Source organism: Rossellomorea vietnamensis, assembly GCF_008180615.1.
GTDB lineage: Bacteria > Bacillota > Bacilli > Bacillales > Bacillaceae_B > Rossellomorea > Rossellomorea vietnamensis_D.
This window is the reverse complement of sequence record NZ_VTEH01000006.1, coordinates 26253-42048: the sequence shown is the minus strand read 5'-3', so window position 1 is coordinate 42048 and position 15796 is coordinate 26253. Positions and strand designations below refer to the sequence as shown.

Below are 15796 nucleotides of genomic sequence, written 5' to 3'. Positions count from 1 at the left end.
AATTATTCGATTTCTCTTACTACCGTTCTCGAGCCTTCTACTTTAACGACTCTTACCGGCTTGTTCAGACCGATAAATCCGCCTTCTGAAACAGCGTCGATTCTTTCATCTTCGATTACGATTGTTCCTGAAGGGCGCAGAGCTGTCTTCGTTACCCCTGTTGCCCCGATCAGTTCCAGGCGGTTGACATTAGAGACATATCCACCCTCTGTGCTGGTGGAATCCTTCAAGATTATCTTATTGAAAAGCTTCATCTTTTTACCAAACACCTTTACAAACACCACCATTGCTATGATTGCGACAGCCATTGCTATCAAAAGGGATGTACCCATAGCAACAACATCGCCTCCCGCCATCAGGATACTTCCTATAATGGCACCTATACCCAGTATCCCGGCAATGCCTCCGGGAAGGAAAAATTCAGCGACTATCAATCCGGCTCCAATGAGGAATAGGATCAGCGTTTCATATCCTGCCAGGCCGGCGACCAAATGTCCATAAAAGAAGAGCAGCAATGACGCCAAACCTATGGAACCCGCCACACCAAAACCGGGCGAATAGAGTTCGATTACCAGCCCGAGGCTGGCCAGTGAAAGAAGGATCGGCACCACAACCGGATTGGTTATGAACCTTGCCAATTTCTCTGCAAACGTTTCTTCGACACTAATAACTTCTGCGTCTTCAAGCCCTATTTCCTTCAGCAGTTCATCCATGTTACTTACGGTTCCCTCGGAATACTCTACAGACTCTGCTGTTCTTGCATCAAGAGTAAGCAGTTCACCTTTTGCTGCACCAACTTCAGGAAGGTCGACATTTTTATCAGCCATCGCGAGAGCATATTTCGGATCCCGTCCGCTGGTTTCAGCGGCACTTCTCATGGCTGCAAGCCAATAGCTTTGAGCTTTTTCATCAGCAGAATTACCGGCTTGGTCAATGACGGCAGCTGCCCCCATTGTTCCATTGGGCACCATGTATATTTCATCAGCATGAAGAGCAATGAATGCTCCTGCTGACAAGGCTCGATTATCGACGAAAGCGACCGTCTTTATTTCAGTACTATCAAGAAGCTTTGCGATATTTCCTGCCGCATCGACCAATCCTCCAGGTGTATCAATCTGGAAAACAATCGTATCGGCACCCGCCTCCCGGGCATCAGCTATTCCCCTGCTCAAGAATGCATGCAAACCTTTCTCCACTTCTTTTTCAATCGGGATGACAAAAACAATTTCACCTTCCCCTTGAGCTTCAGTATTGAAAGGCATCGAACCTATCAAGGAAACAGCGAGAAGCAGCATCAAACCGCCTATATAGATTTTTCTTAATAATTTCAAGATTTCACCCCTTTCGGCCTATCAAGAAAAAATTATAATTACTTATCCTATATTATGTACGATTGAGATAAAAAAAGGTTTCATTTTTTGCAAAAAAAATCAGCCAGCCGTTATTAAGTAACTCTTCTTCATTCTTTATTTATATACTTATGTATTTCAAGCAGGATATACAACCCTTTTAAAAAGGGGATGCACTTGAAAGACATGAGGCAGGTTCGCAAATTCTAAAAGATTTTTACTACTTAGCCGTCAACGCATAAGAGAGTAATTTCAAATCTTCATTACCCCTGTCCCCAAAGTCTAACTCCAAAAAAAATGAGAAGCGGAAGACCGCTTCTCATTTTCATGTTTACGATAAATGATTTTGAACAAGTTTATTGACGAGAGCTCCATCAGCTTTCCCTTTAACTTTAGGCATGATAGCCCCCATCACCTTACCCATATCTGCCTTGGACGTTGCATTCGTTTCATCGATGGCTTGCTTAATGATGGACGATACTTCATCTTCAGACAGCTGTTCAGGCATATATATTTCGACGTAAGTCAGTTCCGATTGAATTTTCTCAACGAGATCCTCACGGCCTGCGTTTTGAAATTCCTGGAGGGAGTCTTTGCGTTGCTTGACTTCTCGAGAAAGGACAGTCAACTCTTCATCTTGAGAAAGCTCCTGTTTTCCATGCTTAATCGCCTCATTTTGCAATGCTGCTTTCAACATACGGATCACTGAGAGTTTTTCTTTCTCTTTATTCCTCATAGCTTGTTTCATATCATTATTTAAACGATCGAGAAGACTCATATCTACACCCTCTCTTAGAACTTACGTTTTCTGGCTGCTTCAGATTTCTTCTTACGCTTTACGCTTGGCTTTTCATAGAATTCGCGCTTTCTGTACTCTTGCAAAGTTCCTGTTTTAGAAACTGTACGTTTGAAGCGACGAAGAGCATCTTCAAGCGATTCGTTTTTACGAACAACTGTTTTTGACATCTCTCTTTCCCTCCCTCCGAAACACTGCACTTACATGTAAAGTAAAGACCTTGGCAATCGCAAAGCCGCTGCGGACATCCGACAAACCTGGCTGCCCTTCACTTTTCTGCTGTTAAGTGCAGACTTTTACAGAAAGTAATCTTTCTGTATGGATATTTAAATCCATTCACTTTGCAATTATAATATAAGCCCTTCAGAAGGTCAACAATTTCTGACGAATTGCTTGTATAAATAGACATGTATGCTCCTTATTCCTAATACAGTTAAGAAAGGGGGGACAGGACATGCTTAGTTTACTTATCTTTTTTCTATTAATTGGAAGCTTTTTGCTGGGTATGTTTTGGCTGAAAAGCGGATTATATAATCTGGCAGGAGAGAGAATGACTAAATTGATTTCCAAGTGGACTGATGCACCTTGGAAGGGATTCCTCATAGGCATTGCCGTTACTGGAGTACTGCAGAGCAGTTCTGCCGTAATGGTTTTAACGATAGGCTTTGTCTCAGCGGGTATTTTGAGCTTCAAGCAGTCAATTGGGATTATCCTGGGCACTAACATAGGAACTACTTTAACACTGGAGATTATATCATTGGATATCGGCTTTTTGAGTCTCCCTCTGCTTGTTAGTTCCCTGCTCCTTCTAATCCTCCCGTATCCTAATGCCCGGGCACTTGCTCTTACATTCCTTGGACTTTCGCTAATTTTTGTGAGCATGAATGGATTTGAAGAACTGGCAAGGCCATTATCGAGCCAGGCTTTTATTCACTCACTTATGGAGCGCTCTAATGCGTCAGCACTTTTTTCTGTTTTGCTGGGGACGATTTTAACAGGATTGGTGCAATCGAGCACAGTCATTACAGGCATCGCCATGAGTTTTGTTGATGTGGACATAATAACGATTTTTGCCGGCATTTCCATCATGCTCGGTGCAAATATTGGTACTTGTGTAACTTCCTATATAGCTGGAATCGGGAGCGGAAAAGCGACGAAGCTGACTGTTTATGCACACATATGGCTTAACGTTGCCGGAGTGATGATATTCTTTCCGTTTATTGAGGAGCTGGGTGAAATGGTGAAATGGGCCTCAGCTAATCCTGAATTACAGCTTGCTCATGCAAGCCTTGCCTTCAATGTCATATGTTCCGTTCTTGTCCTTCCTTTCTCAGGTCATTTTGCAAGTCTTATTGAAAAGTTTCATGCTATCGAATTAAGGTGAGTATTGTAGATGAATGCTTGTTATTGTTAAAGTTTCGGCTAATCGTATACAGGAGAGCAGTGGCTTTCTTTCTTATCACGAGCTGCACGGATATCAGACTAAACTCTTAAGCCTGAGCAGCAAAAAAATACTGCCCGGTAAAGGCGGCCGCTGATTCCGTTCAAGTAGCCAGCTCCACTTGGTTGTGTGCCTGATGGAAGGGGCTTTATAGCGAAAGAAGCGTGTCCTTTCATTAATTGGGTACGCAGCGGTTTAAATAAGGGAACTTTTTCCCTTAATCGCTAATTCAAGCTCACTTTGGGGTGAATAGCGGAACTTTTTACCCTTATATGATAAAAGTGCACATTTTTTTATTGTTTTAAGATAAATAAGAGAACTATATTCCCTTATTTTTGCTTTTGTCAGTGTATTTTAGTAAATAAGGAAACTTTTTCCTCTATTTACCATCTAAAATACTAAACAACTTTTGTAATGCTATCGGTCAGTGGATTGAATCAGTACCTTTTCTATCAGCTAGATGAAAAAAGACCCTCCCAGCTTCGACAGGCAAATGTTCCTAAAATCATTAAAAAATTCTAAAGCTTATCTAGTATAGAGAGCAGCACATACATGGCTTTCAAAGAAAAAAGTCAACTTTTCTTCCTATTTAAGGAAGGATAGTTGACTTTATCTTTGGTAATAACCAAGCAGATTACAAAATTCAGTAGATTTTCAGCGCCCTTCCGTTAAGAGGGCTGCCTTTTCATCTTAGTAGTCAGAATCACTAGTTAATCCTTGAACAATTTGAACTCCGGAGCTGGCGCCGATTCTTGTAGCTCCCGCTTCAATCATGTTTTTCGCATCTTCAACACTTCTTACACCGCCGGATGCTTTCACACCGATATCCGGTCCGACCGTTTTTCTCATTAACTTGATATCTTCTATTGTCGCTCCGCCAGTAGAGAATCCTGTGGATGTCTTAACGAAGTCAGTCCCTGCTTCAACTGCAAGCCTGCATGCTCTTTCTTTCTCTTCATCCGTCAGAAGGCTTGTTTCGATGATGACTTTAGTCAGAGCCTTTCCTTTGGCTGCTGCTGTCACTGCTTGGATATCTTTTTTAACCAATTCGTCGTTTCCGTCTTTAAGGGCGCTGATATTGATAACCATATCCACTTCCGTTGCGCCTTTTTCAATTGCATCCTTCGTTTCGAATGCCTTTGTTTCTGATGTAGTCGCTCCCAGCGGGAAACCGATCACTGTACATACCTTCACATCTGTTCCTTGTAACATTTGAGCTGCATACTTTACCCAGCCTGGATTTACACAAACAGAAGCAAAATGGTATTCCTTAGCTTCTTCACAGATTTTTGTTACTTGATCTTTAGTTGAGTCCGCTTTCAATAATGTATGATCGATCATTTTTGCAATATTTTTTTCCATGAATAACACTCCTCCAACAGGTTGTCCGTACCTCTTTATTCTAACAAAGGTTCGGGGAATATACGAACTTTTTAAGTAAATAATTCAACCAAGTCTGCTTATATTGTGCCCAAAAAAACAAAAGCGCAAGCGCCTCGGTCAGCTCCGACAGACAACTGTTCCTCAGAGAAAAAAAGCCGGTCTTCCCTTTTATTCTCTGAGGGATACTTGACCCAGAGGAGCTAGGCGTGGATAACATAGTTAAAAGCTTTACTCAGAGCCAAATTTTTTATTTTTTCTAAGCAGAAAAAAAGATCAGGTGGTAGCCTGATCTTTTTTACACGTTCTCTTCTTTTATGTTGAAGATTATAAAATGATTTGATTTCCTCCGCAGGTTCACACTCTTCGAAGCGGAGCGCAGAGCTGTTGAGGAAACAAACTCATTAAGCCAGACGATAAACTCTTGCTTCATAAGGTTTTAATGCCACTTTTGATATACCGCTGTGCTGTTCTACAGAATAGTTATTTAACATTAATCCTTCTGATCCAACAGTTAAATCTCCCAGAGAAGCTTCAGCCTTCTCAGTAGAGAGATTCGTCAGCACAAGAACTTTTTCATTTTTTAATGTCCGTGTATAGGCATAAATCTGCTCGTGGTTTGGAAGAAGCAAGTCATAGATGCCATAAGTGAAAATATCGTTGTCTTTCTTTACAGCAATCATCTTTTTATAGAAAGAAAGGATAGAGTCTTCGTCTTTTAACTGAGCCTCCACATTGATGCTCTTATAGTTAGGATTCACTTTCATCCAAGGGTTTCCTTCCGAGAAACCTCCGTTTACTTCCCCTGACCATTGCATCGGTGTACGGCTGTTATCTCTTGAAGAAGCCCAGATTATTTCCATGATTTCTTCATGAGAAACACCTTCTTCAAGTTTCAGCTTGTAAAGGTTCTTAACAGCTACATCATCATAGTCATCTATAGAAGGAAACTGAACATTCGTCATGCCGATTTCTTGTCCTTGATAGATAAAAGGTGTTCCCTGCATTAAGAAATACATGGCTGCCATGGCTGTTGCACTTTCTTTCCAGAACTCTTCATCATTGCCCCAAGTGGAGACAACTCGCGGTTTATCATGGTTTTCAATGAATAAAGCGTTCCAGCCATCACCTTCCAAACCTTTTTGCCAGCGGGTCAGCACTTTCTTCAATTCAACGATATCAAGATCTGGATTTGTTTCTGCATCCCATAAGCCAAGGTGCTCGAATTGGAATATCATATCCATTTTTCCGTTTTCCTCACCTACCCAAAGTTCAGCTTCATCGGCTGTAACTCCATTTGCCTCCCCGACAGACATAACATCGTAATTGGCGTAGGTTTTATCCTTGAATTCCTGAAGGAACTTATGAATACCCTTTTGATTCATATGCATATCGAATGAAGATACATATTTCTTATTATCAGGATTCGGCATATCCGGCATGCCAGGGCGTTTTTTAATATGGCTGATGGCATCTATCCTGAACCCATCAATCCCTTTATCAAGCCACCAGTTAACTGTATCATAGAGAGCTTCGCGAACGTCTTCATTCTCCCAGTTCAGGTCAGGCTGCTTAGTAGAGAATACGTGCAGGTAATACTGACTTGTTTTCTCGTCATACTCCCATGCAGAACCGCCGAAGATGCTTTCCCAGTTGTTCGGCTCTTTGTCCTTTTTTCCATCACGCCAAATATACCAGTCACGTTTTTCGTTTTCCTTAGAGGAGCGGGATTCAATGAACCATTGATGCTCATCACTTGTATGATTAAGGACCAAATCGATGATCAACTTCATTCCTCTTGCATGTACTTCCTTTAAAAGAAGGTCAAAGTCTTCCATTGAGCCGAAGTCTTCCATGATATCCTGGTAATCAGAGATATCGTAGCCATTATCATCGTTTGGTGACTTATACATAGGGCAGATCCAAATGACATCAACACCCAGATCCTTAACATAATCAAGTCTTTGAATCATTCCCTGCAAGTCACCGATTCCATCTCCATTCGAATCCTGAAAGCTGCGGGGATATATTTGATAGCCAACGGCTTCTTTCCACCAAATTTTCTTCATGTAAAACACCTCATACAAAAATATTTTTAAATTTATTATTTCACGCGCAACCGTTTGCACTAATATGCAAAAAAATATGAAGAATGTTTGCGCTTTCTTATACCTACTTAGTGTACAGCTAAATGGGAAACTAATCAATAAGGTTTTTAACAAAAATTAAACCGATTCAAAGATTTGTGATGTTCCAATCGAGAATTTGCAGAAGTAAAAAAACACACTGTGATCTCAAGTGTGTTTGGAATGGCTGCACATCAAAACAAAAACCGGTTCGACTATATGAACCGGTTTGTTTTATCAGCTTACTGCTGTTGTCTTTTCTTCTTCCAGGACTCTGACGAACTGTCCTTCATTATACGGATAGCCGGCCTTTGTGATTTTTACTTTCACAAGTTTGCCAACCATTTCCTCGGATGCAGGAAAGACTACTTTGAGGTAATTATCTGTGTAACCACCATAAAGCCCGCCTGCTGGATCTTCTTTATAAACTTCTTCAGGTATAACCTCAAGAACTTCTTCTTCAAAGCGGGATGCGTATTCTTTAGCCAGCTGGTTTGACAGTTGTATTAAACGATGGACCCGTTCATTCTTGATGTCTTCATCTATTTGATCTGTCATCCTTGCAGCAGGTGTTCCTGTACGCTTGGAATAGGGGAATACATGCAATTCAGAGAACTTATGCTCCTTGATAAAATTGTATGTTTCCATAAATTCTTCTTCCGTTTCACCTGGGAATCCTACGATTACATCAGAAGTCACAGCAAGACCTGGCAGAGCTTTTTTCAGTTTCCCGATTCTTTCAGCAAAGAATTCCATCGTGTATTTCCTTCTCATTCTTTTCAGCACGGTGTTTGAACCGGACTGTAGAGGAATATGAAGATGTCTTACAACCATGTTAGAGTTGTCGATGACTTCGATGACTTCATCTGTCAATTGGCTGGCTTCAATGGACGAAATTCTGATACGCTTCAATCCTGCTACCTTCTCTTCAAGATCGCGAAGAAGCATTGCCAGGTTGTAGTCTTTCATATCCTCACCGTATCCGCCTGTGTGGATACCAGTCAGGACGATCTCTTTGTAGCCTGCATCAACCAGCTGCTGAGCCTGACGTATAACTTCCTCTGGATCACGGGAGCGCATTAACCCTCTTGCCCATGGGATTATGCAGAATGTACAAAAGTTATTGCACCCTTCCTGAATCTTCAGGGAAGCACGAGTTCGATCAGTGAAAGCGGGAACTTGAAGTTCTTCATACACGCGATTTTTCATAATGTTCCCTACGCCGTTGATCGGCTGTCTTTCATCTTTGAACTGCTCAATGTACTCCAGCATTTTTCTGCGGTCCTGAGTTCCAACCACAATGTCTACTCCGGGAATCGCCATGATTTCTGCAGGGGACGTCTGTGCATAACACCCTGTAACACAAATGACGGCATCAGGGTTCTTCCTGATGGCACGGCGGATGACCTGACGGCTTTTCTTATCGCCCGTATTGGTAACGGTACATGTGTTAATCACATACACGTCCGATGTGTTTTCATATTCCAGGCGCTCGTAGCCCTGTTCTTTAAATAATTGCCAAATAGCCTCTGTTTCATAGTGATTCACTTTACAACCGAGGGTATGAAAAGCTACTGTTGGCATATTTTTCACCTCATTAGTTCAAATTGATAGGACGCGGCAGACAGCAAGTAAAAGGGAGCCGTTTCTGCACGCATGATTCTTGGACCCAGCCCGCAGGAAAGGAATCCATTCTCTTTAAGTGTATCGACTTCCTTTTCAGTCAAACCGCCTTCGGGACCGAAAACAGCCAATATACGGTCACCGGGCTTGGCTGCTTTCAGGACGCCGGCCAAATTACTTTGCTCACCTAGTTTGGCATCTTCTTCAAATGCCACGATTTTATATTCATAGTCACCTGCAAAGGAAACCAGCTTTTTCAGTGAAACAGGGGAATGTACGATAGGGACTTGCTGACGATGTGACTGTTCAGCTGCTTCCTTGGCGATTTTTCCCCAGCGTTCCACCTTCTTCTTCGCTTTCTTCTCATCCCATTTTACAATTGAGCGATCTGCGGTAAAAGGGACAAATTCCACTGCTCCAAGCTCAGTCCCTTTTTGAATGATCAACTCCAACTTATCCCCTTTTGGCAGTCCGCTCGCGATAGTGATCTTCACCGGCATTTCTTTTTCGTCTGATTCCCATTGTACTATCCCTGCTTGAAGACAGTCATTGGAAATCGTTTCTATTTTTACTTTTGCCGATTCACCGTCGAGAAAGCCGACGTAAAACATACTGTCTTCCGTCATCCTCATCACACGTACAATATGATGAAAGTTCTCTCCATCTATGATAATGGGACTTCCTTCTTTAAACTGCTGATCTATAAAATACCTTTGCATAGGTGTTCATCCTTTATAAGACGTTTATTGGGGTTTCTTGGCGATGATGGCAACCCAGTCTTCCATCAGCATGACTTCTTCTACTTGGAATCCAGCTTCAAGGACTGCGGATTTGACGAGTTCCTTTTTCTGTCCGATGATTCCGGAAGTGATGAAATATCCGCCAGGCTTCAGCAGTCTTGCAGCCTCATCCGTAAACTTGAGTATCACCTCTGCCAGGATGTTTGCCACGATGACATCTGCTCCTGGAGAAACACCATCAAGCAGGTTATTCTGGCTTACTGTGACTCTGTCGTGAACTTTATTCAGCTTTGTATTAATCCGGGCAGAATTGACAGCCACTTCATCAAGATCAAAGGCTTCGACTTTTTCAGCCTGAAGCATAGCTGAAGCTATACTCAACACTCCGGAGCCAGTGCCGACATCGATAACATGATTACCAGGTTTCACTGTCCTCTCGAGAGCCTGTATGCACATGACGGTTGTCGGATGGGTTCCTGTACCGAAAGCCATGCCAGGGTCAAGCTCGATGATAAGCTCATCGCTATGGACAGGTTCATATTCCTCCCAAGTAGGGACAATCGTGAATTGAGCAGAGATTTTGACCGGATTATAGTATTTCTTCCAAGCCGTGGCCCACTCTTCCTCGTTCACTTCAGATATTTCAACTTGGTTTCTTCCAACATCGATATTATATTTCACTAGATTATCGACGGCTTGCTTAATTTCATCCACTGTTTCTCCCAAAAAGCTGTTTACAGGAAGATAGGCCTTCACAATGACTCCCTCTTCAGGAAAGTCATCAGGGTTGAGTTGGTAGATTTCTCCGAAAATGTCTTCACGTTCTTTCTCTAATTCAAATGGATCTTCAATCACCACTCCGCTGGCTCCTGCTTCATGAAGAATATTTGAAATCGGTTCGATCGCTTCATTTGTTGTGTGTATGCTGATTTCTGACCATTTCATTGAATCTACCAACTCCGTTCCTGTTTATTCGCCCTTAAAGGCCCGTTTTACTTTATCAAAAAAGCTTTCGTGCTGTTCATCCGGGACCTGACCAGTGATATCCGCAAATTCACGAAGCAGTTCTTTCTGCTTATCTGTCAGTTTGGTCGGTGTGACCACTTTCACACGGATGTGCTGGTCTCCAGTACCATAACCTCTTACATTTGGAACACCTTTGCCGCGAAGCCTGAATTTTGTACCTGTCTGTGTACCGGCAGGAACTTTCAATTTCACCTTGCCATGCAGAGTCGGTACTTCTATCTCATCGCCCATTGCAGATTGTACAAAAGTAATCGGCATTTCACAATAGATGTCATCTCCGTCACGTTCAAAGAATTCATGAGACCTTACATGGAAAACCACATACAAGTCTCCAGGAGGGCCTCCATTTACTCCCGGCTCGCCTTGGCCGGAAACTCTAAGCTGCTGGCCTTCATCGATGCCTGCAGGAATTTTCACATGAATCTTGCGGCGTTTCTGAACTTTTCCATTTCCTCCGCAAGTATTACATTTCTCTTTAATGAACTTACCTGTTCCATGACAGTGATGACATACCCGGCGGTTCACAATACGGCCAAACGGAGTGTTCTGCTCCACATTCAGCTGGCCGGTTCCTTGACAGTGTTTACAAGTTTCCGGCTTAGTTCCCGGTTTTGCTCCGGACCCATCGCAGGTATCACACTCTTCTTCTTTCGGTATTTCAATATCCGTCTCTTTTCCAAATGCTGCTTCTTCAAAAGTGACGCTCATTGTATATTGCAGGTCAGCTCCTGCTCTTGGTGCGTTAGGGTCACGCCTGCGCCCTCCTCCGCCGCCGCCAAAGAAGGTGTTGAAGATATCTTCAAAACCGCCGAAGCCGCCGCCGAAGTCACCGCCGCCGCCAAAGCCCTGGTTCGGGTCTGTATGGCCAAAACGATCATATTGTGCGCGTTTTTGTTCGTCGCTCAATACCTCATAGGCTTCACTAATCTCTTTAAACTTTTCATTTGCATCCGCTTCTTTATTAATATCAGGATGATATTTTTTTGAGAGTTTGCGGTATGCTTTTTTGATTTCATCTTTTGAGGCGCCGTTTTCCACGCCGAGAACTTCATAATAGTCCCGTTTACTCATCAATACAACACTCCCGATTCCTTATGCATAAAGGTTATTTTAACATTAAAAGGGGGCCCCTCACAATATTAATTAAGAAATTGAGGGGATGACCCCGTAAATACTTGATATATTGTATAATTCAAAGGTTTCACAAAAACAACTGTGATTTCCGTTCCAGGCGCGTGACTCCAATCAACAAATGTTTATTTATAACTCTTAAATATTTGTAACTATTTCAAATTATAAACTGCCCATAAACATATTGCTGCTTTTGGAGCTGACCTAATTTTATAGGAAGTGAGCCTCTCAAGGGCAGCGTCTCTTTTTGACGTTTATATTCCCCATTGTATTTCACAATCCTATTAAAGCATGTGTTAACCACTGACTTCACAAAGCAGGTTTATCCTATTGAACTCACTCTTTGCGATTGACCAAAGAAAAAGCCAAAGTCAAGATAGACCTGACTTTGACTTTCCCTGGCCATTTATATGAAGTTGAAAATTACTTGTCGTCTTTTACTTCTTCATATTCAGCATCGACAACATCGTCGTCTCCGCCTGCCTGGCCTTCAGCTCCCTGAGCCTGCTCCTGAGCTTTTGCAGCTTCTTCATAAAGCTTCATGGAAAGGCCTTGAAGGATTTCCTGAAGAGCATCTTTCTTCGTACGAATTTCTTCCAGTTCATTCTTTTCGATAGCTTCTTTCAGCTCATCTCTTGCTTCTTCAGCTTTCTTGACTTCAGCTTCTTCTACTTTATCGCCAAGGTCTTTAATCGTTTTATCTGTTGTAAAGATTAATTGGTCTGCTTCATTGCGAAGCTCAACTTCTTCTTTACGCTGTTTATCTGCATCAGCATTTTCTTCAGCTTCTTTAACCATACGGTCAATTTCGTCATCAGAAAGTCCAGTTGAAGACTTGATTGTTATGTTTTGCTCTTTGCCTGTTCCAAGGTCTTTTGCAGAAACATTCACAATACCGTTCTTGTCAATATCGAATTTAACTTCGATTTGAGGTACACCGCGAGGCGCCGGCGGGATATCAGACAATTGGAAGCGCCCAAGAGTCTTGTTATCGGCAGCCATTGGTCTCTCACCTTGAAGGATATGAATGTCAACAGCATTCTGGTTATCTGCGGCAGTAGAGAACACTTGTGATTTAGATGTAGGGATCGTCGTATTACGCTCAATCAGCTTAGTGGATACTCCGCCCATTGTTTCGATACCAAGTGATAATGGAGTTACATCCAGAAGGACAACATCTTTAACATCCCCTGTTAATACTCCGCCTTGGATCGCTGCACCCATAGCTACTACTTCATCAGGATTAACGCCTTTATGCGGGTCTTTTCCTAATTCTTTTTTGATTGCATCTTGAACAGCAGGGATACGTGTAGATCCGCCGACAAGGATAACTTTGTCAATTTCACTTGCAGAAAGGCCTGCGTCTTTCACTGCTTGACGAGTAGGTCCCATAGTGCGTTCTACAAGGTCAGCTGAAAGCTCGTCGAATTTAGCGCGAGTCATGTTCACTTCCAAGTGAAGAGGTCCGTTTTCACCAGCCGTGATGAACGGAAGTGAAATTTGAGTGGAAGTTACACCAGAAAGATCTTTTTTCGCTTTTTCAGCAGCATCTTTAAGGCGTTGAAGCGCCATTTTATCTTTAGACAAATCAATACCGTTTTCTTTCTTGAATTGCTCTACAAGATAGTCGATGATCACTTGGTCAAAGTCATCTCCGCCAAGTCTGTTGTCACCGGCAGTTGAACGTACTTCGAACACTCCGTCGCCAAGTTCAAGAATGGATACGTCGAATGTACCGCCGCCAAGATCGTAAACAAGGATCGTCTGATCTTCTTCCATTTTATCAAGACCGTAAGAAAGCGCAGCCGCTGTTGGCTCATTGATGATACGCTCTACTTCAAGGCCTGCAATTTTACCTGCATCTTTAGTAGCTTGACGCTCTGCATCGTTGAAGTAAGCCGGTACAGTGATGACCGCTTTTTCTACTTTTTCGCCAAGATAATCTTCTGCATACCCTTTTAAGTGCTGAAGAATCATTGCAGAGATTTCCTGCGGCGTATACTCTTTGTCTTCAATCTTTTCCTTGTAATCTGTTCCCATGTGGCGCTTGATAGAGATAACTGTATTCGGGTTAGTGATCGCCTGGCGTTTTGCCACTTCACCAACCTGCATTTCTCCATTTTTAAACGCTACAACGGAAGGAGTTGTACGGTTGCCTTCCGGATTAGGAATTACTTTTGGTTCTCCGCCTTCAAGGACTGACACACATGAGTTTGTTGTCCCTAAGTCAATACCGATAATTTTGCTCATTGAGAAAAACCTCCTTGTAAACTGTATGTAAGATTATTGATTCACTTTTACCATTGAAGGTCGAATAATGCGGTCCTTCAGTTTGTAACCTTTTTGGAACTCTTCAGTCACAATGTTTGAACCGAAGTTTTCGTCTTCTCCCTGCATAACAGCTTGATGCAGATGAGGATCGAACTCCTGCCCGACAGTTTCAATCGGCTCGACACCTTCTTTTTTCAGCGCTTCCACTAAGCTACGATAAACCATTTCCATCCCTTGAAGCAAGGATTTTGTCTGTTCATTATCGGGCTCAACATTCAATGCACGCTCAAAATTGTCGATTGCCGGAAGCAATTCCGTTACGATGCTTTGAGCTTTATATTTTTCATTCGCCTCACGGTCCAAGTTGGCGCGGCGGCGGAAATTATCAAAATCGGCACGCAATCTCAAGTAACGGCTTTCGGATTCATCCAACTTTGACTGCAGTTCAATAATTTGTGTTTCCTCCGGAGATTGACCTTTCTCCTCACCTTCCTGTCCTTCCAGGCTTTCAGCGAAGATTTCTTCTTCAATACCTTCAGAGGTTCTTTCTTCTTGCTGATCATTCAGTTCCTGATCAACTTTGTTGTTCGTTTCTTCTGCCATTCCTTTCACCTCCTTAAAAAGCTGAGGGATTACCCCTCTTTCACCAAGTGTTTCCAATTCTATATCGGGGACCATCCCAGCAAACCGCTTTGTTTAGGCCCCGATATCCTTTATCAATATATCCACACGACTCAGCTTTGATACAGCTTCGTCATCGCCTTGGACATATCTTCGCTTAAATAGTTCAATAAGCTGATCACCCGCGAATACTCCATCCTTGTCGGTCCAAGTATGGCAATAGAGCCTACCTTCTCATTTGCCACAGAATAGGAAGCGGTAATGAGACTGCAGTCTTCCATCGCAGACACATTGTTTTCCTTGCCGATTTTTACATGAAGGCCGTTCGGAAGATGCTTGATCATATCATAGATGCCCTCCTCCTGCTCGATCATGTTCAACAGCAGGCGGACCTTGTGGATATCATTGAATTCTGGTTGGTTAAGCATATTTGTTTTACCGCCGAAGAAGATTTTCTCATTCGCCGGCAAATCCATAGTATTCACCAATGAATGAAGCATCAGATCATAATTATGAATGTGCTGCTTAAGGAGCTGTGCCACCTCTTTGAAGATTTTATCATTAAGCTCTGTCATCGGCACTCCTGATAAACGTTCATTCAAAATGTTGACCAGCTTCTCCAAATCATTGGAGTCGACTGCCTTTGGTATCGTGAACATGCGATTCTGGACATGGCCCGTATCGGTTACAATGATCGCCACGGCTGTCTCGTCGTTTATAGGGATGATCTGTATTTTCTTAAGCTTGTTTTCCTTTACCCCGGGTCCAAGAACGATAGCCGTATAATTGGTAAGTTCGGAAAGTATCTTCGCTGACCTCTCCACAACCTTTTCCATTTCGTAGATCCTTTCAGCGAAAATGGAACGAATTGTTTTTACATCCTTCTTCGCAAGCTGAACAGGGGAAAGCAGATGGTCCACATAATATCTGTAGCCTTTTTCTGATGGAATCCGTCCGGAAGATGTGTGCGGCTTCTCGATAAAACCGAAATCCTCCAAGTCTGCCATCTCATTCCTGATTGTAGCGGAACTGAAGGATATCTCTTCCTTTTTAGACAGGCTTCTCGAACCTACAGGTTGTGCAGACCGGATGAAATCATCAATGATTACTTGAAGTATAAGCAACTGTCGATCTGTTAACAACATTCATCACCTCTGTTAGCACTCTCGTTGAATGAGTGCTAAATCTAATAATAAATTATCAAATCAGCTAAGAGATGTCAATTAGAACAAATCGTTTCGTCGTCAATTTTTTCTGTAATATTTACCATCAAAAGCGGAAGCGCCTTGGTC

At 42.6% G+C, this 15796-nt stretch carries 13 protein-coding genes; 1 reads left to right on the top strand and 12 read right to left on the bottom strand.

Going from position 1 to position 15796, the window contains the following annotated elements:
- Positions 1 to 2 precede the first annotated feature (2 nt).
- The 3 genes from FZC79_RS09955 to rpsU form a co-directional block, all read right to left on the bottom strand.
- Positions 3 to 1295, bottom strand: a complete 1293-nt coding sequence (locus tag FZC79_RS09955) for an NfeD family protein (protein ID WP_148946801.1) — start codon at positions 1293 to 1295, stop codon at positions 3 to 5.
- Positions 1296 to 1680: 385 nt separating this feature from the next.
- Complete coding sequence (locus tag FZC79_RS09950) at positions 1681 to 2127, bottom strand: GatB/YqeY domain-containing protein (protein WP_148937717.1); 447 nt, start codon at positions 2125 to 2127, stop codon at positions 1681 to 1683.
- A 14-nt stretch (positions 2128 to 2141) separates the two neighbouring features.
- Positions 2142 to 2315, bottom strand: coding sequence for a 30S ribosomal protein S21 (gene rpsU / locus FZC79_RS09945; RefSeq protein ID WP_039238310.1), 174 nt, complete (start codon positions 2313 to 2315; stop codon positions 2142 to 2144).
- A 284-nt stretch (positions 2316 to 2599) separates the two neighbouring features.
- Here rpsU and FZC79_RS09940 point away from each other — a divergent pair, with 284 nt between their 5' ends.
- Positions 2600 to 3529 carry a Na/Pi symporter gene (locus FZC79_RS09940; RefSeq protein ID WP_148946650.1) on the top strand — a complete coding sequence of 310 codons (930 nt, stop codon included), beginning with the start codon at positions 2600 to 2602 and terminating at the stop codon, positions 3527 to 3529.
- A 747-nt stretch (positions 3530 to 4276) separates the two neighbouring features.
- On the opposite strand, the gene deoC is transcribed toward FZC79_RS09940, so the two are convergent.
- From deoC to hrcA, 9 genes are all read right to left on the bottom strand, one after another.
- The gene (gene deoC / locus FZC79_RS09935; protein ID WP_148946649.1) at positions 4277 to 4948 is read right to left on the bottom strand and encodes a deoxyribose-phosphate aldolase; all 672 of its coding nucleotides are present in this window, start codon (positions 4946 to 4948) and stop codon (positions 4277 to 4279) included.
- A gap of 422 nt (positions 4949 to 5370) precedes the next feature.
- On the bottom strand, positions 5371 to 7035 hold the full coding sequence (locus tag FZC79_RS09925) for a glycoside hydrolase family 13 protein (RefSeq protein ID WP_148946648.1): 1665 nt from the start codon (positions 7033 to 7035) through the stop codon (positions 5371 to 5373).
- A gap of 294 nt (positions 7036 to 7329) precedes the next feature.
- The gene (mtaB, locus tag FZC79_RS09920; RefSeq protein WP_148946647.1) at positions 7330 to 8676 is read right to left on the bottom strand and encodes a tRNA (N(6)-L-threonylcarbamoyladenosine(37)-C(2))-methylthiotransferase MtaB; all 1347 of its coding nucleotides are present in this window, start codon (positions 8674 to 8676) and stop codon (positions 7330 to 7332) included.
- A 5-nt stretch (positions 8677 to 8681) separates the two neighbouring features.
- A complete protein-coding gene (locus FZC79_RS09915) occupies positions 8682 to 9434 on the bottom strand; it encodes a 16S rRNA (uracil(1498)-N(3))-methyltransferase (protein ID WP_148946646.1) in 753 nt (250 codons plus the stop codon).
- Positions 9435 to 9458: 24 nt separating this feature from the next.
- Positions 9459 to 10400 carry a 50S ribosomal protein L11 methyltransferase gene (gene prmA / locus FZC79_RS09910; RefSeq protein WP_148946645.1) on the bottom strand — a complete coding sequence of 314 codons (942 nt, stop codon included), beginning with the start codon at positions 10398 to 10400 and terminating at the stop codon, positions 9459 to 9461.
- A gap of 24 nt (positions 10401 to 10424) precedes the next feature.
- Positions 10425 to 11552, bottom strand: coding sequence for a molecular chaperone DnaJ (dnaJ, locus tag FZC79_RS09905; protein ID WP_148946644.1), 1128 nt, complete (start codon positions 11550 to 11552; stop codon positions 10425 to 10427).
- Between the two features lie 483 nt (positions 11553 to 12035).
- A complete protein-coding gene (dnaK, locus tag FZC79_RS09900) occupies positions 12036 to 13862 on the bottom strand; it encodes a molecular chaperone DnaK (protein ID WP_148946643.1) in 1827 nt (608 codons plus the stop codon).
- Between the two features lie 33 nt (positions 13863 to 13895).
- Complete coding sequence (grpE, locus tag FZC79_RS09895) at positions 13896 to 14486, bottom strand: nucleotide exchange factor GrpE (protein WP_148946800.1); 591 nt, start codon at positions 14484 to 14486, stop codon at positions 13896 to 13898.
- 131 nt (positions 14487 to 14617) lie between these two features.
- Positions 14618 to 15646 carry a heat-inducible transcriptional repressor HrcA gene (gene hrcA / locus FZC79_RS09890; protein WP_148946799.1) on the bottom strand — a complete coding sequence of 343 codons (1029 nt, stop codon included), beginning with the start codon at positions 15644 to 15646 and terminating at the stop codon, positions 14618 to 14620.
- Positions 15647 to 15796 lie beyond the last annotated feature (150 nt).

Bases quoted from the DNA above. Each gene is read 5' to 3' on its own strand.
- FZC79_RS09955 (WP_148946801.1), bottom strand. From the start codon at position 1,295: ATGCTGCTTCTCGCTGTTTCCTTGATAGGTTCGATGCCTTTCAATACT.
- FZC79_RS09950 (WP_148937717.1), bottom strand. From the start codon at position 2,127: ATGAGTCTTCTCGATCGTTTAAATAATGATATGAAACAAGCTATGAGG.
- rpsU (WP_039238310.1), bottom strand. From the start codon at position 2,315: ATGTCAAAAACAGTTGTTCGTAAAAACGAATCGCTTGAAGATGCTCTT.
- FZC79_RS09940 (WP_148946650.1), top strand. From the start codon at position 2,600: ATGCTTAGTTTACTTATCTTTTTTCTATTAATTGGAAGCTTTTTGCTG.
- deoC (WP_148946649.1), bottom strand. From the start codon at position 4,948: ATGGAAAAAAATATTGCAAAAATGATCGATCATACATTATTGAAAGCG.
- FZC79_RS09925 (WP_148946648.1), bottom strand. From the start codon at position 7,035: ATGAAGAAAATTTGGTGGAAAGAAGCCGTTGGCTATCAAATATATCCC.
- mtaB (WP_148946647.1), bottom strand. From the start codon at position 8,676: ATGCCAACAGTAGCTTTTCATACCCTCGGTTGTAAAGTGAATCACTAT.
- FZC79_RS09915 (WP_148946646.1), bottom strand. From the start codon at position 9,434: ATGCAAAGGTATTTTATAGATCAGCAGTTTAAAGAAGGAAGTCCCATT.
- prmA (WP_148946645.1), bottom strand. From the start codon at position 10,400: ATGAAATGGTCAGAAATCAGCATACACACAACAAATGAAGCGATCGAA.
- dnaJ (WP_148946644.1), bottom strand. From the start codon at position 11,552: ATGAGTAAACGGGACTATTATGAAGTTCTCGGCGTGGAAAACGGCGCC.
- dnaK (WP_148946643.1), bottom strand. From the start codon at position 13,862: ATGAGCAAAATTATCGGTATTGACTTAGGGACAACAAACTCATGTGTG.
- grpE (WP_148946800.1), bottom strand. From the start codon at position 14,486: ATGGCAGAAGAAACGAACAACAAAGTTGATCAGGAACTGAATGATCAG.